Annotated in this window: 19 protein-coding genes; 12 read left to right on the forward strand and 7 right to left on the reverse strand. The window is 42.6% G+C overall.

Annotated features, from left to right (window positions below; genetic code table 11):
• Window positions 1-74 precede the first annotated feature (74 nt).
• The 4 genes from FTV08_RS03415 to FTV08_RS03425 all read right to left on the reverse strand — a co-directional run bounded on the left by FTV08_RS03415 (window position 75) and on the right by FTV08_RS03425 (window position 3,789).
• A complete protein-coding gene (locus FTV08_RS03415; protein ID WP_086043988.1) occupies window positions 75-1,040 on the reverse strand; it encodes a TauD/TfdA family dioxygenase in 966 nt (321 codons plus the stop codon).
• Window positions 1,041-1,218: 178 nt separating this feature from the next.
• Complete coding sequence (locus FTV08_RS16180) at window positions 1,219-1,353, reverse strand: hypothetical protein (protein ID WP_005107399.1); 135 nt, start codon at window positions 1,351-1,353, stop codon at window positions 1,219-1,221.
• Window positions 1,346-2,560 carry an MFS transporter gene (locus FTV08_RS03420; protein WP_086043987.1) on the reverse strand — a complete coding sequence of 405 codons (1,215 nt, stop codon included), beginning with the start codon at window positions 2,558-2,560 and terminating at the stop codon, window positions 1,346-1,348. The genes FTV08_RS16180 and FTV08_RS03420 overlap by 8 nt, the downstream gene beginning before the upstream one ends.
• Before the next feature lie 155 nt (window positions 2,561-2,715).
• On the reverse strand, window positions 2,716-3,789 hold the full coding sequence (locus FTV08_RS03425; RefSeq protein ID WP_148334393.1) for an OmpW family protein: 1,074 nt from the start codon (window positions 3,787-3,789) through the stop codon (window positions 2,716-2,718).
• Window positions 3,790-4,239: 450 nt separating this feature from the next.
• On the opposite strand from FTV08_RS03425, the gene FTV08_RS03430 reads away from it, so the two are divergent.
• Window positions 4,240-4,419 carry a hypothetical protein gene (locus FTV08_RS03430; protein ID WP_004646507.1) on the forward strand — a complete coding sequence of 60 codons (180 nt, stop codon included), beginning with the start codon at window positions 4,240-4,242 and terminating at the stop codon, window positions 4,417-4,419.
• 287 nt (window positions 4,420-4,706) lie between these two features.
• Here the strand turns inward: FTV08_RS03430 and FTV08_RS03435 are convergent, their stop codons facing one another.
• Window positions 4,707-5,495, reverse strand: coding sequence for a hypothetical protein (locus FTV08_RS03435; protein WP_180086678.1), 789 nt, complete (start codon window positions 5,493-5,495; stop codon window positions 4,707-4,709).
• 365 nt (window positions 5,496-5,860) lie between these two features.
• On the opposite strand from FTV08_RS03435, the gene uvrB reads away from it, so the two are divergent.
• The 8 genes from uvrB to proB all read left to right on the forward strand — a co-directional run bounded on the left by uvrB (window position 5,861) and on the right by proB (window position 16,634).
• Window positions 5,861-7,882: an excinuclease ABC subunit UvrB gene (uvrB, locus tag FTV08_RS03440; protein ID WP_086043985.1), complete on the forward strand. Its 2,022-nt coding sequence runs from the start codon at window positions 5,861-5,863 to the stop codon at window positions 7,880-7,882.
• 145 nt (window positions 7,883-8,027) lie between these two features.
• Window positions 8,028-8,615, forward strand: a complete 588-nt coding sequence (locus tag FTV08_RS03445) for a lipocalin family protein (RefSeq protein ID WP_180086679.1) — start codon at window positions 8,028-8,030, stop codon at window positions 8,613-8,615.
• A 162-nt stretch (window positions 8,616-8,777) separates the two neighbouring features.
• Window positions 8,778-9,716 carry an EamA family transporter RarD gene (gene rarD / locus FTV08_RS03450; protein WP_086043983.1) on the forward strand — a complete coding sequence of 313 codons (939 nt, stop codon included), beginning with the start codon at window positions 8,778-8,780 and terminating at the stop codon, window positions 9,714-9,716.
• A gap of 109 nt (window positions 9,717-9,825) precedes the next feature.
• Complete coding sequence (locus FTV08_RS03455) at window positions 9,826-11,592, forward strand: hypothetical protein (RefSeq protein WP_071851905.1); 1,767 nt, start codon at window positions 9,826-9,828, stop codon at window positions 11,590-11,592.
• 240 nt (window positions 11,593-11,832) lie between these two features.
• On the forward strand, window positions 11,833-13,290 hold the full coding sequence (locus FTV08_RS03460) for a glyceraldehyde-3-phosphate dehydrogenase (RefSeq protein WP_071851907.1): 1,458 nt from the start codon (window positions 11,833-11,835) through the stop codon (window positions 13,288-13,290).
• A 183-nt stretch (window positions 13,291-13,473) separates the two neighbouring features.
• On the forward strand, window positions 13,474-13,848 hold the full coding sequence (locus FTV08_RS03465) for a helix-turn-helix domain-containing protein (protein ID WP_071851909.1): 375 nt from the start codon (window positions 13,474-13,476) through the stop codon (window positions 13,846-13,848).
• A 407-nt stretch (window positions 13,849-14,255) separates the two neighbouring features.
• A complete protein-coding gene (cgtA, locus tag FTV08_RS03470) occupies window positions 14,256-15,473 on the forward strand; it encodes an Obg family GTPase CgtA (RefSeq protein WP_004646519.1) in 1,218 nt (405 codons plus the stop codon).
• Window positions 15,474-15,500: 27 nt separating this feature from the next.
• Entirely contained in the window at window positions 15,501-16,634 is a 1,134-nt protein-coding gene (proB, locus tag FTV08_RS03475; RefSeq protein ID WP_004279682.1) for a glutamate 5-kinase, read from the forward strand.
• Window positions 16,635-16,708: 74 nt separating this feature from the next.
• On the opposite strand, the gene FTV08_RS03480 is transcribed toward proB, so the two are convergent.
• The gene (locus FTV08_RS03480; RefSeq protein WP_180086680.1) at window positions 16,709-17,305 is read right to left on the reverse strand and encodes a phosphatase PAP2 family protein; all 597 of its coding nucleotides are present in this window, start codon (window positions 17,303-17,305) and stop codon (window positions 16,709-16,711) included.
• A gap of 164 nt (window positions 17,306-17,469) precedes the next feature.
• The gene (locus tag FTV08_RS03485; protein WP_004646521.1) at window positions 17,470-18,174 is read right to left on the reverse strand and encodes an SIMPL domain-containing protein; all 705 of its coding nucleotides are present in this window, start codon (window positions 18,172-18,174) and stop codon (window positions 17,470-17,472) included.
• Window positions 18,175-18,649: 475 nt separating this feature from the next.
• Here FTV08_RS03485 and FTV08_RS03490 point away from each other — a divergent pair, with 475 nt between their 5' ends.
• From FTV08_RS03490 to FTV08_RS03500, 3 genes are all read left to right on the forward strand, one after another.
• Window positions 18,650-20,023, forward strand: a complete 1,374-nt coding sequence (locus tag FTV08_RS03490; RefSeq protein ID WP_004646522.1) for a diaminobutyrate--2-oxoglutarate transaminase — start codon at window positions 18,650-18,652, stop codon at window positions 20,021-20,023.
• 3 nt (window positions 20,024-20,026) lie between these two features.
• Entirely contained in the window at window positions 20,027-21,559 is a 1,533-nt protein-coding gene (locus FTV08_RS03495) for an aspartate aminotransferase family protein (protein ID WP_004279709.1), read from the forward strand.
• A 434-nt stretch (window positions 21,560-21,993) separates the two neighbouring features.
• Window positions 21,994-23,025: a substrate-binding domain-containing protein gene (locus FTV08_RS03500; RefSeq protein WP_004279710.1), complete on the forward strand. Its 1,032-nt coding sequence runs from the start codon at window positions 21,994-21,996 to the stop codon at window positions 23,023-23,025.
• Window positions 23,026-23,107 lie beyond the last annotated feature (82 nt).

Consider the following 23,107-nt stretch of genomic DNA (forward strand, 5'->3'; position numbering starts at 1 on the left):
GTACAGGATTTAAATATGAGTCATTATTATCGAAGGTTGTAATGTCCTTTCTTATTATTCGGATTTTCTGGTTTTTAAAATGGGCGGCTACCGGCCAGACTGATGCGTTTCAATAAACGGCGCTGATCCGCCGGGAATGGACGGCGTGAGTGCAAAGTCACCTGATTGTCCCAGAACACGATATCGCCCACTTCCCAATGATGTTCATAAGCGAACTCAGGTTTTGAAATATGCTCACGTAATTTTTCGATCAGTTGACTGCCAGCCTGATCATCATAATTGACCAGCTCGACCTCGGTATGCGTGTTTAACCAAAGCGCTTTACGGCCAGATTCAGGATGGGTCCGCACCAGTGGGTGCGGATAGGCATGACTTAATATGGGCTGATCTTTAAAGCGATACAGCGGACTATTACCGTAACCTTGATCAACAGCCTGATCTTTAGTTTTTTGATGGCGCACAAAAGGGTTATAAGTAATCAGTTGCAGCTGATCGATCTCTACCTTGGTTGCTTCATCGAGTGCATCATAAGCTTTAATGGTATTGATCCAGCTGGTCTGTCCGCCGTCCTGAGGCAGTTCAATGGCATACAGAAGGGAACCAAAAGAAGGTAGGGGCGTCCATTGATGATCGGCATGTGGAGTCAGTTCACCATGCCCGGTGTAATCTCCCTGACCAACAGCATTGGAAACCGGCACGACATCGGGTGGAACACCGCTATCGGACTGCGCAGCCAGTACCGGTGTATCTGCACCGGGACGGAAAATGGAACCGAAATAAGTTGAAAACGCCAGATACTGTAAATCATCCAGACTTTGCTGCTTAAAGATCAAAATCAGATGCTCGGCCAGCGCCTGTTTTAACTTTAAAATGGTTTTGGATGATTGGGCTTTACGGGCATCCAAGCCATAGACCACTGCGCCTAAGGCCTGACCGGTTTGCGGTACAATCTTGATTTCAGCCGGATGTTGAAATTGATCTTGCTGATGCCAGCGTGGAGCATCATGAATCGCTTGTGAAAGTTGGGTTAAGCTGGTCATTATCAAGTCTCAGAATTTTCTTGTTGATCAAAATCTAAGAAAATTCCGGACTGAAATAAAACCAAAAGAAATGATAAGTTTATGAATAATATTATATTTTTATTATTCAATTGATTTTAAAACATTTAACTTATTCTGCGATGGATTGCGCATTTTCTGCTGAGGATATTTCAGCAGTTTAGTGTGCGCAGAAAGCCTGATTAAAATACTCAAACAGCTCAGGGGTCTGAAACCACAGTCCAATCGACAAAGCCAGTAAAAGCAGGATTGCCACAGCAATCGAAAGTTTGAGTTTCAGCAGAGAATCAGTCATGGACGATTTGCTCCTCATTGACCCAGAAATGCACCAGTACCCCCAAAATGCTGAGGACAATTGATAGCATCCACACCGCATTATAATTGCCGCTCAAATCATGGTTGACTCCACCGAGCCAGCCACCGAAAAACGAGCCAACCTGATGGGTAAAGAACACAATGCCACTGAGCATGGTCAGATATTTCACCCCGAACATATTCGCCACAATACCATTGGTCAGCGGAACGGTCGATAACCAGAGTAGTCCCATAATGACACCAAAGCTATAGACTGTCCATGTGCTGAGAGGCAGCATGAGAAAGGCAATAATCGCAATTCCACGCAAGGCATATAATCCCATTAGCAGATGCGGTTTGGAATATTTTCCACCGAGCCAGCCGGCGGTATAGGTGCCTAGCACATTAAACAGACCCACTAAGGCTAAGAAAATCGTACCGGTTGTGGCATTAAAGCCATGATCAATCAGATAGCCCGGCAGGTGGATGCCAATAAAAACGACCTGAAAACCACAAACAAAAAAGCCCATGGCTAGAAACCAGAACGGTTTATGATTTTTCACTACCACCAGAATCTGTTTAAAATTGAGTGAGACTTTATTGGGGGTAGCGGCCGCGTTGGGATGAACATACATCGGTGCTTTCAGCATCCAGGCCAATGGCACAATCAGTGCAATTAAAATGGCACTGACCACCAGCGCCGCTGACCAGCCAACATTCTGTAATAGCAGCAGGGTTGAAGGCAGCATGATAAACTGACCAAAAGACCCGGCCGCACTGGCAATTCCCATTGCCAAACTGCGCTTTTCTGGTGGGGCGGCACGCCCGACCGCAGACAATAAGACCGGAAATGAGGTGGCAGACAGGGCGAGACCCAGAATCAGACCCACACTTAGATTAAGCAATAATCCGGTCGAGCTAACTGCCATCAAGAGTAGACCAATTGCATATAAGGCTCCGCCTACAGCTACCACAATCTTGCTGCCATATTTATCAGCAAATGCCCCGGTAATCGGTTGAACTGCACCCCAGATCAGGTTTTGCATGGCAATGGCCAGACTAAAAACATTATGACCCCAGCCAAACTCTTCGCTCATCGGTACCAGATACAGACCAAAGGCATGACGTACACCCAGTGACAGTGCCAAAATTATGGCGGAGCCAATCAGCATAAAAATAAGAGCTTTGGAAAATTGACTGTCAGCCATACGTCATTCATGCCTATAAAGTTGATATGTATAGTATTCGATTCAAGCAATAGAGGCTATTAAATAAATATTGATCAAAAGATAAATTTTTTTATCAATATATTAAGCCTAAAAAAACGGCCGAAGCCGTTTTAATTAAAAATCGGATATTGAGCTTAGAAACGCATACCGATCCCGGCATAGGCCAGAATCGGATTGACTTCAATATCGGCTTTAGAGCGAATCAGTTCACCTAAATTTGCATCTGTCACCGTAATTGTCGTGTCATTTTTTAGATGTGCATAAGATACTGAACCGACTGCAAACCAGGTGTCATTAAAGTCATAGCTAAAGCCGACCGTGGCCACAGGCGCGAAAGCATCGGATGCTTCCAGATCAACTTTCGGGTTGGCTGAACTTGGCGTGCCATCCAGAGAAGCACCTGCTTTTCCTTCCTTGATATTGGCAATCATATGTCCTGCAGCAATCAGGTCCTGCTCAGTACGTGAGTTAATTTCCAGTTCATTGAAATAGGCATACATCACACCTAAGCCGACATAAGGCCGGAATTTATTCACTCCGGTTTTACCAAAGTGATACTGGAATTCAAAGGCAGGTGTCCAGGCGCGGGCAGAGGCGGCCGGCCCATAAGCTTCCAGATCAGTAATGAGAATATCATTTTTTAACTCAATGCCGGGTAAATCGATCGAACCTAAACTTGGGGTAGCAAGCGCAGAAAAAGGGGCATAAATTTTACCACTGCCTTGCAAGTCTACTTTGGGGGGAATGCCGGCTTTCATTTCAAAAGAAATATTATCGGTAAAATAGTAATTGGTCATAATGCCTAAGGTGGTGACATCATCTGCTTCCAGGCCAGTACCAGGATTATTCCAGCTTTCCAGTCCATAAATTTCAGCTCGTCCACTGAGCGTTGCGGGCAGTGTTTCTGTACCAAGTCGATCGAGAATATTAACAAAAACAGAGGAAAGGTTTGGGTCCATGTCTGGATCAAGATTATTTTTCACAGAGTCAATTGAGATATCACCTACTTGTGATGTTTCACCTTCTTTGACAGCAGTATTCACTTTAAATGGTTGGGCCTTGCCTTGCGGCATCACATGCAATGCACCGACTGATACCGAAAAGCGCTTAAAGCCATCTCCATCTTGCAAGCTAAAATAAGGGGAATCTGCATGCGCGACCATAGGTAAAGTGGCTAGGCCTGCCATACATGCCAGCAATGTTTTCATTGATTTGGAACTCCATGTCCAGTTTGTTTATTCGTTTTTCTAGTTAACTAATTATGTGAATTACATTAAAAAATTCAGTTATAGAACAACAGGTCAAAAGTTAATCGATGGTTAATATTGGTAACTGCTGTATATTTTTTGTTTGTATCTCTTGAGTTTTAAGAAATGTATAGTGTGTAAAAATAATTACTTTTACCTTAATAGCTTAAGTATAAAAATGAAGGAAATTTGCTCTTGAGAGCGTTAAAATTTCAATCCTATGAATTTTTATCATGGAAGATAGAGAGGAGAGTTTAGGTAAATTTTAGGCTGCATTGATTCAAGCATTTATCATCATGGGATGATTTTTTATTTTTCCAAAACAAGAGCATATGAATTTATCCAAGATCCTGCTACCCAGTCGACTGAGTTTTTTTGTACAATAGCTACATATATTATTGAGTGAATCACATGAGCACCCAAACTCCTCCCAAAAAAAAGCCCTTGGTTAATTTACCTTTCCCGATCAAGCAAGCAGAGCAAAATGCTGCAGAAGAAGTTCTGGAAGATTTAAGACCAAGACCGCAGCGTTATGCTGACCGTACTTGGATGCCACCACGTGGTACTCGCCGTTCAATGGGCAAACGCTAATTGATCAGACTCAAAAAACTATGATAAATCATGGCTTTTTTTGTAGAATTTTTTAGGGAGTTAGCGATCAATATTTGATTTATCTTTCAACTAAAGAGAAATTAGAACTCTGATTTAGCCAAATCTCTTTCAATTTTATTCTTAATAAAGCAAACGAAATATTTAAGCTCTGTAAATACCCATCAAAATAAAATCCAGACCTGATTGATTTTATATTCGATATTTTAGCCGCCCATAAAAAAAGCCAATTCAAACCTTGGCTTTTTTTGAAAGATATTTTGATAGCACTAACGAATGCTTTTACGCGCTTTATTTTCCGGTTTCGGTGGCGCAATTTTTCGCTCACCTTGCCAGACATCAATAAAATCTTTCTCGTTAATATTATAAAGTTCCAGTAGCGCTAAAATCACGCCTCCAAATAACATGTTACCTTCTGAATGGCTCTGAAAATCGACTAGCTTGGTATTCAGATTGTGCAGGATATCTTCAATTTCAAAGACACGTTCCCGCCCATTGCTGTCGGTCGGATAGATCTGGGTATTTAAAATAATTCTCGCCAGGCTTTTTTCATTTTCGGTCAAAGGCAGTTCTTCAATCAATTCATCGCTGGCCGGAGTTAAAATCACGGAATCGCGGAATATGGTGTGTAAGAAATTTGCGCTTAATTTTGGCAGGGGCTTTTCGACAAATGGACGGAAAGATTGCGGGAAAATGACATTGCGTGAGATGCCTTTAAACATCGGTGCAATTTCCTCGACCTTATAACCTGCGATCCCACAACCCAAGGAAGTAATAAAATATTTATTTTTAGGATGATTTTTGGTGTAAATCTTAAAGTCATCAATATAGTGCTGGATTTGTGAGAGCGGCATTTGTTGCAAATGCTCGTTCATGGTGGGAATGGCATAGCTCTGACCCGCCCAGCCACGACCCACGCCCATGACTGCACCAAAATGCTCAAGTGCCGTTCTGGCTGCTCCACCACCGTGTTGTCCAGCCAAGTTGCTGCCAAAAACAAAAACCGTATTTTCCGGAAGGGATTTAACAATACTTTCATCGTGATAGTGGTAAGTCATAATTGTCGATTCTAGGCCATCCTGATCTTCATGTTGCCCGTGAAATGCATAGGGGTCAAGGCATTATTCTGCAGCGATATCCAAACAGAGAGAGTAATATTTCACCCATAAGGCAAAACATGATGCCGAGTATGCACAAATAAAGCTGCTGGCTGAAAATGCTTGGTTTTTTCTGTATTTATTCGCTTTGTAACTGTATATTTTATTGATGATTTTTCAAACTAGAGAATGAGTCAAGCGCTAACAAATAATGAATACTAATATTGTTTTATTTTACCAAACAGAAACCTAAGCAGGGATTGAGTAATTCCAATTTACCCTCATAATAAATCAAATCTATATCCGCAGCGAAGTCAGCGAAAGCTATGAGTGATAAAAAACCCTTTGAATTAGTGACCAGTTATCAACCAGCAGGCGATCAGCCACAGGCCATTGAAAAACTTGTCAAAGGCATTGAACAGGGTTTTCATGATCAGCTTTTACTGGGGGTTACTGGGTCTGGTAAAACCTATACTATGGCCAATGTCATTGCACAGACACAGCGTCCGACCATTGTCATGGCACATAACAAAACTTTGGCTGCGCAGCTCTACGGCGAATTTAAAGCATTTTTCCCCAATAATGCCGTCGAATATTTTGTCAGTTATTATGATTATTATCAGCCGGAAGCCTATGTGCCATCTTCAGATACTTTTATCGAGAAAGATGCTGCAATTAATGACCATATTGACCAGATGCGCCTTTCTGCAACCCGTTCACTCCTAGAGCGACGTGATGCGATTATTGTCGCATCGGTATCTGCGATTTATGGTTTGGGTGATCCAAATGCCTATATGAGCATGTTGCTGCATGTGGTGGAGGGTGACCGCATTGGCCGTGATGATATTATTCGCCGTCTGGTCGAGATGCAGTATTCGCGTAACGAACTGGAATTTCTGCGTGGTACTTATCGTATTCGCGGCGAAATTATTGATATTTTCCCGGCAGAATCGGATCAGGATGCGATCCGGATTGAACTGTTTGATGATGAAGTTGACTCCATTCGCTGGTTTGATCCGCTGACCGGGAAAATGGTTCGTAAAGTGCCTCGCGTCACTATTTATCCTAAAAGCCATTATGTTACGCCGAAAGACAATTTATCCCGCGCGATTGAAACCATCCGGGACGAACTCAAAGAGCGCCTGGTGTTCTTCCGTGAAAATGACAAATTGCTGGAAGCACAGCGGATTGAACAGCGGACACGCTATGATCTGGAAATGATGCAACAACTGGGTTATACCAACGGCATTGAAAACTATTCGCGTCATTTATCTGGCCGTCCTGCGGGTGAAGCGCCACCGACCTTGTTCGATTATATTCCTGATGATGCCTTGCTGATTATTGATGAATCGCATGTGACAGTGCCGCAGATTGGTGCCATGTACAAGGGCGACCGTTCGCGTAAAGAAAATCTGGTCAATTACGGATTCCGTTTGCCAAGCGCGCTGGATAACCGGCCGATGAAATTTGAGGAATGGGAACGTATTGTGCCGACGACCGTTTATGTCAGCGCAACGCCCGCACGTTACGAGCTGGAAAAGTCCCAGCAGATTGTCGAGCAGGTGGTACGTCCGACTGGTCTGATCGATCCGGAAATTGAAATTCGTCCAGTTCTGACGCAGGTCGATGATGTGCTTTCAGAAATTAATCTACGTAAAGATATTAATGAGCGGGTGCTGGTTACGACCTTGACTAAGCGTATGGCCGAAGATTTAACTTCTTATTTGAAAGAGTATGGGATTAAGGTTGCTTATTTACACTCGGATATCGATACCGTCGAGCGGGTCAAAATCATTCATGAACTGCGTACTGGGGTGCATGATGTACTGGTCGGGATTAACCTGCTGCGTGAAGGGCTGGATATGCCGGAAGTGTCACTGGTTGCTATTCTGGATGCGGACAAAGAAGGTTTCCTGCGTTCCGAGCGCTCTCTCATTCAGACCATTGGCCGCGCTGCGCGTAACCTGAAAGGTAAGGCGATTCTGTATGCAGACCGAATCACTGATTCGATGCAGAAAGCCATTGATGAGACAGATCGTCGTCGTGCCAAGCAGATTCAATTTAATGAAGAACATGGCATTACGCCGCGCAGTGCAGTGCGTCAGGTGATCAAGGAAATTGATACCGGTGAAGTATTGGATGATGATTCAATTGAATTGAAAGCCTCGGATCAGGCACGTGCGATCAGTGCCGATGAGCGGCATATCATGGCAGATCCGAAAATGTTTGCGAAACACATTAACAAGCTTGAAAAAGAAATGTTGAAAGCTTCCAAAGAGCTGCAGTTTGAGCAGGCTGCGCGTATGCGTGATGAAATTGTACGTTTAAAAGCCCAGATGTTTGATTGATTTTGGTTGCATTAAATCTTATTTAAATGACGTAAAATCAATCACAAAGCAAACATAATGTAACAAATTGAGAGCTGTGATAAAGCTATTGTATGAACAGAATTTTTTTAAATAAATATTTTGTGAACATGTAATAGGTATCTTTATGACAACTCAAAAATCTTCACGTACTGGATTAAAGCTGGCAAAAATTGCGGTGGGTAGTGCGGTTCTTCTCGGTTTGGGCGCCGCTACCATGGCCTATGCGAAAGAGGAGCGATTACCGACCATTGAGAAAGTTGAACTGGACCGTTATCTGGGAACATGGTACGAAGTAGCGCGCAAACCTTTATATTTTCAAAACAAGTGTGACCGTGATGTCACAGCGACTTATACTTTAAATGAAAATGGCAATATTGTGGTGGATAACCGCTGCATTAAAAAAGATGGTGGACAAACCCAGTCATTGGGTGAGGCATTTGTGCAAAATCCACCGCAGAATACCAAGCTAAAAGTCAGTTTCTTACCAGACTTTATTCGCTGGATTCCGGTCGCTCGTGGCGATTATTGGGTCTTAAAACTGGATGAAAATTATCAAACTGTTCTGGTTGGTGAGCCTAAACGCAAATATATGTGGATACTCTCACGTGATCCTCAATTGGATAAAAATGTGGTGAATGAATATTTACAATATGCACAGTCGGTCGGTTATGACCTGAGTGATGTGATTCATACCAAACAAACTCAAAGATAAAAATATCGTCTTAATGGAAACCATGCTACAGCATGGTTTTTTATTTTACGTGTCGAAAGACAATCTAACATCGAGAGATGACTACATTTTAAATAGATGAAGCATCAAGCTTTCTATTGTACTAATCGTTATAATGCCGGCGAACGAAAGTAGAGTTTAAATATGTATAAAGGCATCGCGTTATCTGTCTTGGCCTCCGTGGTTTTTGGAGTGCTCTATGTATTTACGCCTTTTTTACAGCCTTTAGATAGTGAGCAGACCTTTGCCTGGCGCATGCTGGCGACCTTGCCATTCCTCACAGCCTTCATGTGGTGGTCGGGTGATCTGAAACATATCAGCAGTATTTTTAAGCGGGTATTACGACAGCCTTCATTTTTGATCTGGTTGCTGATTAGTTCGCTGTTATGTACTACACAATTGTGGTTGTTTTTATGGGGCCCTATCAATGGGCGTGGCCTCGAAGTCTCACTCGGTTATTTTCTCCTGCCTCTGGTGATGGTGCTGGTCGGCTGTGTGCTTTATAAAGAAAAATTATCATCCTTCCAGATGGTTGCTCTTGCTCTGGCAGTTTTGGGAGTAGGACATGAAATCTGGCGGATCGGTTCAATCGCATGGGAAACGGTCTATGTCGCTTTAGCTTATCCACTTTATTTTTTTATGCGGCGTAAATTCGCGACCGATCATCTTGGTGGATTCTGGTGGGATCTATTTCTGATTTTGCCGGTGGCATTTTATTTGGGCTTTATCTATAGCGATTCCATGCCGCTCATGTTGAATCATTCCCACTTGATCTTGGCAATTCTTGGATTAGGTTTTTTAAGTGCGCTCGGTTTAGGCAGCTATATTTTGGCCAGCCGATATTTGCCCTTTGTCATCTTTGGGCTGTTGAGCTATCTAGAGCCGGTACTGCTGGCTTTTGCTTCAATGGCACTCGGTGAGCGCGTGGAATCAGATGAATGGTTGACCTATATCCCAATCTGGTTGGCTGTTTTATTACTGGTTGTGGAAGGAATATTGCATTTAAAACAGCAGCAGCTGAAAAAATATGAGCTGGCAAATAAAGCCGCACAGCTAGAAAAAATCAGAAAAAATAATGAATAATGTGGTTTGCATAAGCATTATATTCGTCAGACAATATTGACCTGATTATTTTCAAAATCGTCTACCATTTTGTTTAAAAGAATGTTTTCTATATCTTAAGGGGATAAACATGTCACAGATCGCGATTCCATATCAGTTACGTGCGCGTTTATCACAACTGGAACCGAGCCTGGATTTAAATTGGGAGCGAGAGCTTCGTACTGTTCTGGCAGAAGTTTCACCAGAATTAAAAGAAAGTATTGATTTTCAGATTTTAAAGCCCAAGAAAATTCTTTGGGATCGGGAAATGGATCAATACCGCTATCAGGCTCAACATTCGGTAGAACGTCTTAGCCAAAAATTTCTCAATGACCGGATGCGTTACTATGCCAGTACCTTTGGCCTGTCACTGAAAAGTTTGCAGGGTTTGAATGATAGCTTGCAAATTGCGGACTACTTAGAAAACGTACTTGAACAAATCGATAAAATTGACGTCAATGAAAATTTTCAGATGCAGCGTGAAAAGCTGGAACTGCGTCGTACATTTTTATTAAATGCTGCTGAGATTATTCGTGGTCTTCGCTTACAGCCGGTTGAAGGGGTGCGTCAGCTTACCGAACAGCACATTAAATGCTTCATTATTGAAGTTTTTATCAAGCAGCAATTGCTGGGTTATTGGTATAAGCCGCTATTAAAAAAACAGACTGCAGAAATGACGCATCCACTTTTCCGTTATTTCCTGATTAAAGAGCAGCAGATTCGTCATTTTGATATTGTCCGTACCTCGCAATTTCTATTTATCGTTGCGCCGGTGATGGATGTGCAGCAAAACCCGTATTCTATTCGTCGTTTCCTGATTGAAGAAAAAGGTGTACTTGAAGATCAGGTTTATCTGAATATCCTGATTCTGGAGCTGCAGGATGACATGGATGAAGTGGTGGTAGAAACCCTGAAATCGCAAATGCAGCGAATGGTGACTTTACAGAGTCAGATTCATTTGGATGTAATCGACATTGTAAATACACTGGAACAGGTGTCTGAACAGAAGTTATTACCTTTACTGGTTGAGCCCATTCAAGTCGTAGAGAAAAATGCCGATGTGGTGGCACAACGTCACCTGAAGCAGTTTGAAGAAATTATGACGCGTGAATTGCTTTTGCCGATGCGGGATGCCATTCGTGATCATTTGTCGCATCTTGAAGAGTTTGATTATCTGTATCTGCATGTCCATAAAATATTTACAGAAATTCTGGCCTATTACCGCGATTTCAAGTCCCAGCCGGGTTTCATGTTTAATCAGTACATCCAGAATTTTGAATATAAACTGCTGGCTTTTATCCGTTTACTGGAAAAGCGTAAAGCGGAAACCTTTATTCCTACCCACCGTAATGAATGGCAAGTCATGCATCAGCGTTCACAGCAGGCTGTTCTGGATATTCAAAATACGATTTCTGAAAATGTACAGCAATACCGGGATCTGAAAAAATATATTAATACACTGCAGCGGCAAAAAGTGGATGAAGAGAAAAAATCCGTATTTAAAAAGTTGTGGCGTAAAAATAATTTCGATGAGGCGATTGATACCGCGCTCAATCAATTGCAGCAGTTAAAGCGTAGTATGTTTCTGGAAATTATTCAGGTGCCAAGAACACATGAAAACTGTAGCGTATTTCTGGAATTTGAAAGTTTGCAGCATTTACAGCAGGTTGATCGCCACTATGCTTTTCCCTCTGGGGACAATGGCCTGACCCGTTTACCTTTGCTCATTCATTTGCCCGAAACTTATGATGATTTTGATGTAGAAAACTTCAATGCCTCCATGAGTCTGGACATGAATTTTTCAGCAGGGAGTAGAATCCAGTCTGAACAGGGTGGGACGCTAAATTTTGAACTTTAGATTTGTTTGAATAAACAACATTTAACAAATTTGTGCCAGGTACTGAAAAATAGTGCTCTTTAGAGTTTTCGGATGCAAAATCATTCAGCTAATTACAACTATTTTTGAAATTTATAGTGAATATACGTTAAAAACTACCCGTCTTAACGAGCTTTTGATTCAAACTTGCGGCCAATTCCATTACAATTGTCGGGTTTAGAAATTTATGCTTAGATTTACAATTAATTAGAGGACGTATCTGTGAGCAAAGACACTATTGTTGCCCTCCATGCAGAACACCAAGGTCGCTGGAAAAACCGTGAAGAACTTGCGGAACGTATGATTGCCCTTGTTGGCCAGTTATATCGTGAAAAAAATATTGTAGCTACAGTTTATGGTCGCTCTTTAATTAACCGTTCTGTAATTCAGATTTTGAAAGCACACCGCCGTACTCGCGTACTGGATGTTGAACTTTCTGTAGTTGATACTTTCCCAATTCTTGAAGCATTGGTGAAAGTTGAAAACATCGGTTCTGCTGAAGTTGATCTGGGTAAACTTGCTGTTGAATTTAAAGAAAAAGGCGGCGACATCGATGCATTTGTTGCGGACGCTGTTAAATCGATCAAAGGCAATGCTGCTGCTGTAGAACATAAAGATGTGGTTCTTTATGGTTTCGGCCGTATTGGTCGTATCTTGGCGCGTTTGATGATTGGTCAATCAGGTCTGGGTCGTGGTCTTAGCCTAAAAGCAATCGTTGTTCGTAAATCATCGGATGGTGATTTGGAAAAACGTGCTTCTTTACTTCGTCGTGACTCTATTCACGGTCCATTTGCAGGCACAATTTCTGTAGATGAAGAAAACGAAGCAATCATTGCCAATGGTAACTTCATCAAAGTGATTTATGCTTCTAATCCTTCTGAAGTAGACTACACTGCATACGGTATCAACAATGCACTTGTGATCGACAACACAGGTAAATGGCGTGATGCTGAAGGTCTTGCTCAACACCTTAAATGCCCGGGCGCTGCTCGTGTGATTCTGACTGCACCTGGTAAAGGTGACATGAAGAACGTAGTTTACGGTGTAAACCAAGCGGATATCCTTGATGAAGATACCATCATCTCTGCTGCAAGCTGTACGACTAACGCTATTACACCTACACTGAAAGTATTACATGACAAATACACGGTGTTGAATGGTCATGTTGAAACAGTTCACTCGTTCACGAACGACCAGAACCTGATCGACAACTACCATAAAGCTGACCGTCGTGGTCGTGCTGCAACATTGAACATGGTTATTACTGAAACTGGTGCAGCGAAAGCAGTAGCGAAAGCGCTTCCAGCTCTTCAAGGTAAATTGACAGGTAACTCTGTACGTGTACCTACACCAAACGTATCTCTTGCGATTCTGAACCTGACTTTAGGTCAAGACGTTGATCGTGATGAAGTGAACGAATACATTCGTCAGATTTCAATCGGTTCTAGCCTGCAAGGTCAAATCGGTTATACCAACTCGACTGAAGTGGTATCTTCTGACTTTATTGGTTCACGCACTGCAGGTGTATTTGACGCGCAAGCAACGATCACTTCAGGCAACCGTTTAACTGCTTATGTTTGGTACGATAACGAAGTGGGTTATAGCTGCCAGGTATTGCGTATTGCTGAACAAATGGGTGGCGTAAGCTATCCAAAAGTTCCTGCTGAAACTAATGCATAATTAGTATTTAGCTAAAAAAAGAGCCTCATTTGAGGCTCTTTTTTTATGATTTTTTTATTTAAAGCAGACTTTTTAATCTAATAAGAATTAATAAATCTGCTTGCTGGCGAAATATGAATCTGATAACTTACAAAGAGTAAGTATATTAAAATGAGTAAGTAATAAAAATATGGTGAGAATAGTATGACAAATTATGCAATTAGCCCGTTATTGGGGCAGGTTTTATCAACTGAATGTCCATCACGTGAAATATTGGAACACCTTGCCAATAAATGGTCGGTCTTGGTTTTGCGTTGCTTAAGTGAAGGTGTGCATCGTTTCAGTGAACTGAAACAACGCATTGAGGGGGTAAGTGAAAAAATGCTCTCCCAGACTTTAAAAATGCTTGAACAGGATGGTTTTATTTTGAGAACGGTTTATCCGGTGGTGCCGCCAAAAGTGGAATATCAATTGACGATTACCGGTTCACAAGCGGCTGAAAAAATAATGTATTTAATTGGCTGGATTGAAAAAAGCCTGCCAGATATTTTAGAGCATAAACAAAGTGTTATTAAATAGTTATTATTAAATGGCAGGAATGCAGTGTTTATGAAAATAAAAAATTTGGACTTATCTTAGTTGATATAAAATATAGATTTTAAAAGGTATCCGCATAAGAATATTTTCTTGTGAATAGGGTTTTTGAAAATTTACTCCTCTATAAATTATTTTAAAAATCATCAAGAAATTCACAAAAAGAATTTCCAGAATAGGGAATGGTACTAGGGCAAAAACGCTTCATTTCCTATCACTTCTTTTCAATCTTTTAAGTATTCTTTTTCCAAATCTATGCCTTGAATAGATCAAATAAACTTGGTGAGAAAACGACTAACTAAGATTTATGGGATTGCTGCATAATTCTATTCGAGAAATTCTTTAAAATATGGCAGAATATGGGGTTTTAAAGTTTTTAGAGGATTGGCAATATGCGCTTTGTTGATGAAGCAGTCATTACCGTAGAGGCTGGCGACGGTGGCAATGGCGTAGCCAGTTTTCGCCGTGAAAAATTCGTGCCATTTGGTGGTCCAGATGGTGGTGATGGTGGTCGTGGCGGCAGCATTTATATTCAGGCTGACGACGACACCAGTACGCTAGTTGATTATCGTTATACACGTAAATATCGTGCAGAACGAGCAAAAAATGGCCGTGGGGCGAACTGTGCTGGTCGTGGCGGTGAAGATACCGTACTAAAAGTTCCGGTAGGAACAACAATTGTAGATGTTGAGTCTGGTGACATTATTGGCGACTTGATCGAAGACGGTCAACGCGTGAAAGTGGCAGCAGGCGGTGATGGTGGTTTAGGTAATACCCACTTTAAATCATCGACCAACCGTTCACCACGTAAGTGTACGCATGGTCAAAAAGGCGAATTCCGTGAAATCCGTCTAGAACTTAAAGTTCTGGCAGATGTCGGCTTGCTGGGTATGCCAAATGCGGGTAAATCAACCTTCATTCGTGCAGTATCGGCTGCAAAACCAAAAGTTGCAGATTATCCATTTACTACCATGGTGCCAAACCTGGGTGTGGTCGATGCTGACAGTCACCGTTCATTCGTGATGGCGGATATTCCCGGCCTGATCGAAGGTGCATCTGAAGGTGCAGGTCTTGGGATTCGCTTCCTGAAGCACTTGGCGCGTACCCGTATCTTGTTGCATATCGTTGACGTACAACCGATTGATGGCTCAGATCCGGCACATAATGCCAAAGCAATTATGAAAGAGTTAGAAAACTTCTCCCCAACGCTTTCAAAACTGCCGATCGTATTGGTACTGAACAAAGTCGATCAGTTGGCTGAAGAAACACGTGAAGAATGGTGTACCCATATTCTTGAAGAATTGCAGTGGGAAGGCCCGGTTTTTGAAACTTCTGGCTTAACTGCTGAAGGCACCAAAGACGTAGTTTACTACCTGATGGATCAGATCGAAGAGCAACGTGAACGCGAAGCTGAAGATCAAGAATATGCAGCAGAAATGAAAGCATTCCGTGATCAGCTTGAAGCTGAAACACGTGAACAAACCATCGCTGCAAAAGAAGCGTATCGTGAGATGCGTCGTCAGCAACGTCTTGCCGGTATTCTGGGTGATGACGAAGATGATGAAGATGGCGATGATGATAGTGATGTGGAAGTGTACTACGTACGCTAATCTCTGAGAGAAGAGTCTGAGGACAAGATGATAGAAGTGGTAGATGGGCAACGTCAGCTCAAGGGTTGTAAACGAATCGTTGTTAAAATCGGATCATCTTTACTCACAGCAAACGGACAAGGTTTAGATTTAGATGCTATCTCGCATTGGGCGGGACAAATCGCAGATCTACACAATGCAGGACACGAGATTATTCTGGTGTCTTCCGGTGCTGTGGCTGAAGGTATGGTTCGAATGAAACTTGAGAATCGACCCACCGATCTACCCAGTCTTCAGGCTTGTGCTGCCATCGGTCAGATGGGCCTGATTCATACTTGGTCAAGCGTACTTGAGAAGCATCAGATTCGAACTGCGCAAGTATTGTTAACCCATGATGATCTGGCAGATCGTCGTCGCTACCTCAACTCATGTGATGCCTTGCAGAACCTGATTGATTGGCGCGTGATTCCGGTGATCAATGAAAATGACACGGTTTCGACTGACGAAATTCGCTTTGGTGACAACGACACGCTTGCGGCCATGGTCGCAGGTCAGGTTCATGCAGACCTTCTGATTATCTTAACGGATCAGGAAGGGATGTTTGACTCAGACCCACGGTCTAATCCAGATGCCAAACTGTTCCATACCGTACGTGCGATGGATGAAAGTCTGTTTGATATGGCCGGTGGAGGCGGTAAATTTGGTCGTGGTGGCATGCTGACCAAAGTTCGTGCAGCCCGTCTGGCGGCAAAGTCGGGCTGTCCGACCTTAATTGCAAGTGGTGATAGTGATGGTGTTCTATCACGTCTAATGTCTGGCGAATTGTTAGGTACCTTGTTTGTCACTGACAAAGACCGGATGACAGCGCATCAGCAATGGTTGGCTGCTCACTTGCAAACCGCAGGTCGTTTAGTGATTGATGATGGTGCAGTAAAAGCCATTAAAGACAATCATCGCAGTTTATTGCCTGTAGGGGTGAAAGCGGTTGAGGGTCATTTCGAACGCGGTGATGTGGTGGAATGTGTCGATACACAAGGTCACCGTATTGCAGTTGGTCGTGTCAACTTTAGTTCTCGTTCAGCAGATATCGTTCGTGGTCTGGCATCGGATAAAGTTCATCAGGTTTTGGGTGAAGCACGTTCTTTAGAGATGATTCATCGCAATCATATGGCGATTTACTAAATTATTCAGATTCAAGTTTAGAGATTCAAAAGTCCCGCTCTCGAGCGGGATTTTTTATGGCATTTTAATTAGATTTATTTAATCCAGCCCATTCGAATTAAAGGCGAAAATAACCAATAATGAATACCCAAAATAAAGTTTATGATTTGATTCTCATATTTCCACCACAGCGGCAAGCCAGCTAAATTTACTATTATTGCCATCAGGAATGCGCCCAGCATATCAATTGGAAAATGCACACCGACATAAACACGCGACCACGCTACCAGCCAAGCTGTCCAGATTAGAATTCGTCCCAAGTCTCGCTGCGGTGAAAAATAATAGGCGAAGGCAATCCCACTAAAAATACTCATATGGTTGCTGGGAAAAGAACCAGTCGGTGCATGTTCAATCAGAGTGCGACCAACATCCATCACAAACGGGCGTGGGGTATTGAGTACCGCAGACAATACTTCACTCATCAATAATGTAATAGCTGTAAAGATGAAGGCTTTAATAATCCCTGTTTTTACTTGGTAACTACCACGGAACCAGGCAATAGCAAAAATCAGCAAAAAAAGATAAACCAGGTCATGCGCAATCAGGGAGGCATAGTTGATTATCCAGATCGAGGCTTGATCAGGTACATTGAGAACATGAAACAGGGAAAGGTTTAGTTGATCAAGAGACATGAGCAGAGAAGACTGGAATAAATGTCCGTTACTCTAAACCGGTCAAACCTCAATTCCTACCTGAGTTTGTATGAATTTGTAGCCTCGCTTTTTAAAGAATATTCACATGATAAAAAACCACTCAAAAGAGTGGTTCTTAAAAGTCCGAATAATATAATGAAGTCTTATTTAAACTGAATAGCCCCATTCGCGCTGACCGTCATTTGCGATTCACCCGCCGCAACTTCCTGCTCAGGAACCGCCATATCAGCCGATGCAGATTTCATCATGGCCATACGCGGTACTGGCTGTGGTGAATAATTGTTAGTATTCAGGTTTAAGTTCACCAGTTGATAACTCGGTTTGTTCCAGGTCTGGGTGAGTGCCTGTGCGCGTTGCTGGAAGTTTTTGGTGGCTTCAATCATCAGCTCGCTTTCAACTTTTTTACGCTTTTCATCTGATACTTTAAAGTTAATCGACTGGGTCTGGAAGTGCTGTTGTAATTCGGCAATCAGTTGAGACGTTGCTTTAAAATCTTTCGATTCCAGACGAATCTGGGCACGACCACGCCATTCTTTCAATTTACGGTTGTCATTGTCATAAATAGGATAAGTGCTTTGTGCGCCCGTCTCGATTTTCACAGTAGGATATTTGCGTGCTGTGGCGATCGCCTGATTCATCAGCTGGTTAATTTGAGTGGCTAGTTCAGCCGGCTGTTTGTTGGATTTTTCAATATAAAGCACAGCATGCATTTCATCATTTGAGATTTCACGGCTAGCCTCTGCTGAAAGATTAACAACATTATAATTCAGAGATTCAGCAGGAGCTGCAAATGCGCCTGTGGCGAGGGTGCTGGCAAGGATCAAACTGGTAAGTGCTAAGAGACGCATGAAATTGTCCTGTTTTTCTTAAAATTGGCCATCTAAGCCGTTGTTAAAATATTAAATCTCAATTGTGATCTTTTTACGAAATATTTGTCGTAAGAGTGTTAAATTTTCTTTAATTTTATCTTATTATTTAATTTATATTTATTATTAATAATTAAATACTTAATGAATAATTTTAAGATTGATTACCTGAATGCCGCCTGCGCTACAAAAAACCATAAAAGAACACGCTTTTCTTTCTGCTGTCACACTGTAAGATGATGATTTAGGGGATGGATTAGCATGATGTTTTTTTTCGATAAAGATTAGGACAAAATGTGACTGAAAGTTGTTTATTTTCCTGAAAAATTCGGTATCATCCGCCTCCTAGTTATTCGAATACAAAACTGCTAGCTAGAACCTTTATAAAGCGCCGAGTCAAAGGACCAAACGTCACCAGACTTATTTCTTTCACCCATATCAGAGATGGTAATTCGATATGAGCGTTACTTCTGTAAACCCTGCCACCAATTCCACAAACGAATACTACTTGACTCGCCAAAGTCAGATGGAATCGAATGTGCGTAGTTATCCACGTAAATTACCGTTAGCGATAGCGAAAGCACAAGGTTGCTGGGTTACCGATGTTGAAGGTACTGAGTACCTTGATTGTTTAGCTGGGGCAGGGACGTTGGCTTTAGGCCATAATCATCCTGCAGTCATTCAAAGTATCCAAGATACGATTGCAAGCGGTTTACCATTGCATACGTTGGATCTTACTACTCCTTTAAAAGATGCTTTTACTGAAGCACTTCTTTCTTATCTTCCAGGTGGCCAAGAAGAATACTGCTTGCAGTTCTGTGGTCCATCGGGTGCAGATGCAACCGAAGCCGCGATTAAACTGGCAAAAACCTTTACTGGTCGTAGCTCAGTGATCAGCTTTTCTGGCGGCTACCACGGTATGACCCACGGTGCATTGGCAATGACAGGTAACCTATCTGCGAAAAATGCAGTGAACGGTTTGATGCCGGGTGTACAGTTCATGCCGTATCCGCATGAATACCGTTGCCCATTGGGTCTTGGTGGTGAAGCCGGTGTTGATGCTTTAACTTATTTCTTTGAAAACTTCATTGAAGATGTAGAAAGCGGCGTGACCAAACCTGCAGCTGTAATTCTTGAAGCGATTCAAGGTGAAGGCGGTGTGGTAACGGCGCCAGTAAAATGGTTGCAAAAAATCCGTGAAGTGACTGAAAAACACAACATCGTATTGATTCTTGATGAAGTTCAGGCTGGTTTTGCACGTTCAGGCAAAATGTTTGCATTCGAACATGCAGGGATTGAACCTGATGTTGTAGTGATGTCTAAAGCCGTAGGTGGTAGCTTACCGCTTGCCGTACTTGGTATTAAACGTAAGTTTGATGCTTGGCAGCCAGCAGGTCATACCGGTACTTTCCGTGGTAACCAATTGGCGATGGGTACAGGTCTTGCAACGATCAATACCATTAAAGAACAGAACCTGGCTCAAAATGCACAAGAGCGTGGTGATTTCCTGCAAGCTGAACTTAAAAAACTGGCTACTGAATTCCCGTGTATCGGTAACGTGCGTGGCCGTGGTCTGATGATCGGCGTTGAAATCGTAGATGAGCGCAAAGATGCGGATCATATGGGTTCTTTACCTGCTGATGGTCAGTTGGCTGCAGCGATCCAAACCGCTTGTTTCAACAATAAATTATTGCTTGAGAAAGGTGGTCGTAACGGTACAGTGATTCGTTTACTTTGCCCGTTGATCATTACTCAAGACGAATGTGTTGAAGTGATTGCTCGTTTCAAAAAATCGGTTGCTGAAGCACTAGTTGCAGTTCGAGGCGCATAATTCATGGTAGATTTCGCAGAACATCGTAAAGCGTTACTCTGCAATGATGCTGCATCCATTGCTGACTATCAGGCTGGCATGGACCAAGCGACCAAAGCGGTTGCGGCATGGTTGCAAAACGACAAAATGTACACTGGTGGCAGCATTAACGAGCTGCGCAGTGCGATTGCATTTAACCCTTCAAAAGAAGGCTTGGGTGTAGAAAAATCTCTTGAGCGTATGGTTGAGCTATTTCTCAACAAGAGCTTAAAAGTTCATCATCCGCACTCACTTGCGCATCTTCACTGTCCAACGATGGTAACTAGCCAGATCGCGGAAGTGCTGATTAACGCAACCAACCAGTCAATGGACTCATGGGATCAAAGCCCGGCCGGTTCGTTGATGGAAGTTCAGCTGATTGACTGGTTACGTCAAAAAGTGGGCTATGGTGCAGGTCAGGCCGGTGTATTCACTTCTGGTGGTACACAGTCTAACTTGATGGGCGTATTGCTGGCGCGTGATGCTTGCATCGCGAAAAACTGGAAAGACGAAAACGGTAATCCGTGGTCGGTTCAGCGCGATGGTATTCCTGCGGATGCGATGCGTAATGTCAAAGTCATCTGTTCTGAAAATGCACATTTCTCTGTGCAAAAGAACATGGCGATGATGGGCATGGGCTTCCAGTCTGTCGTGACTGTACCTGTGAATGAAAATGCACAGATGGACGTAGACGCGCTGGAAAAAACCATGGCGCATCTTCAGTCTGAAGGCAAGATCGTGGCATGTGTGGTGGCAACAGCGGGTACAACGGATGCTGGTGCGATTGATCCATTGAAAGCAATTCGTGAAATCACCAATAAATATGGCGCGTGGATGCACATCGATGCGGCATGGGGTGGTGCACTGATTCTATCCAATGACTATCGTTCTATGCTGGACGGGATTGAGCTGTCGGATTCGATCACGCTTGATTTCCATAAGCATTATTTCCAAACCATTTCTTGTGGCGCGTTCCTGCTGAAAGATGAAGCGAATTACCGTTTCATGCATTATGAAGCAGAGTATCTGAACTCCGCTTATGATGAAGAACACGGCGTTCCGAATCTGGTGTCTAAGTCGCTACAAACCACGCGTCGTTTTGATGCATTGAAATTGTGGATGACAGTTGAAGCACTGGGCGAAGAGCTTTATGGTTCGATGATCGATCATGGCGTGAAATTAACCCGTGATGTGGCAGACTACATTAAAGCGACTGATGGTCTGGAGCTTCTGCTTGAGCCTCAATTCGCGTCTGTCTTGTTCCGTGTGGTTCCAGCGGGATATCCGGTTGAATTACTCGATACGCTCAATCAAAACGTAGCAGACGAACTGTTTGCGCGTGGTGAAGCGAACATTGGTGTGACGAAAGTCGGTCAGGTTCAGTCTCTGAAAATGACTACTTTAAGCCCGGTTGCAACGCTTGATAACGTGAAGAACTTGCTGGCATTAGTGCTTGCAGAAGCGGATCGTATCAAAGATTCAATCGCTGACGGTACTTATACGCCACCCATTGCATAAGTGATGGTGGTGTGAAAAAAAGGAGATCGAAATGATCTCCTTTTTTGTGCGCTTAAAAATAAAAAAAGGTCCTTTCCCAGATCGAAATTCCTCACAAAAACACGGAAGGTCTGAATCCCGTTTGGCCTGTTATTTATTTGTCATAGGCTTATGTAAAACTGGGGAGCAGGATTTATCCTGAGTTCAGGTTTATAAAAATTGTTACATGTCATTGGTCTAAAATTTTTATTGAAGTGAATGACAAAAAGAACTTAATCATTGAAATCCATAAAAATTTAATCAAGAAAAAACCGCTAGATTAAAAATCACTAAATCGTAATAAAGCTGTAACTTATCTGTCATATTCTAAAATCAAAATGCAGGTATCGAAAGAAGTACAAAACTGAATAAAAAGTGGTGTACTCCAAATTTGCATAAATGAGAGAGATACTAGAATGCGCTTTACAAATATAGCTTTAGCATTAGCAGTAACCGGGGCAACTGCTGTAACGACTGCACACGCAGCTCGTGACACCATTCAAATTGCAGGTTCTTCAACTGTACTTCCTTATGCCAGTATCGTGGCGGAAGAATTCGGGAATACTTTTCCTCAGTTTAAAACACCAGTTGTCGGTTCTGGCGGTTCTTCAGGTGGTTTAAAGCAGTTCTGTAATGGCGTGGGTGATAACACCATTGATATCGCAAACTCTTCGCGTCAAATCAAAAGTACTGAACTGGCAGAATGTAAAAAGAATGGCGTTAACCAGGTACTAGAAATCAAAATTGGTTATGACGGTATTGTATTTGCATCGAATGCTAACAAAGCAGCTTATAAACTGCGTCCACAACATGTCTTCGCTGCACTTGCTGCACAACTTCCATCAAATGGCAAAATGGTCGCTAACCCGTACACGCGTTGGAACCAAATTGACAAAGCACTTCCAAATGAACCAATCACCCTGGTAATTCCTGCATCGAATCATGGTACGCGCGAAGTCTTCCAGGAGAAAATGGTGGATGCAGGTTGTGAAACATACGCTGCAATTAAGTCTTTAGACAAAGATGCCAAGAAAAAAGCTTGTACAACATTCCGTAAAGATGGCCGTGTGGTTGAGATTGCCGGTGACTATACCGAAACATTGGCACGTTTAAAAACTTCTCCAAGTGCGGTAGGTGTGTTTGGTTTAGGTTTCTATGATCAGAACCGTGACCGTCTACGTGTTGCCACAGTGAACAATGTAGCGCCTTCTGAAAAGACCATCTTGAATGGTGCTTATCCGGTATCACGTCCATTGTTCTTCTATGTGAAAGGCGAGCACTTGAAATCGATCAAAGGCTTACCGCAGTTCACAGAATACTTCCTGAACAAGAAAGTATCTGGCAAAGGCTCTAAGCTGGAAAAAGCAGGTCTGATTTCAATGTCTGATAAAGAACGTGCGGCAGTCCTGGCAAATTTCAAGGCTGGTAAAGCGGTTGTTGTGAAGTAATAAATGATTTTGAAAACGCTGGTGGTAGGGTCAACCTACCATCGGCTTTTTGCGATAAACAAGTTTTTTCAAACCATGAAAA

The sequence above is a fragment of the Acinetobacter sp. YH12226 genome (assembly GCF_013417805.1).
GTDB lineage: Bacteria > Pseudomonadota > Gammaproteobacteria > Pseudomonadales > Moraxellaceae > Acinetobacter.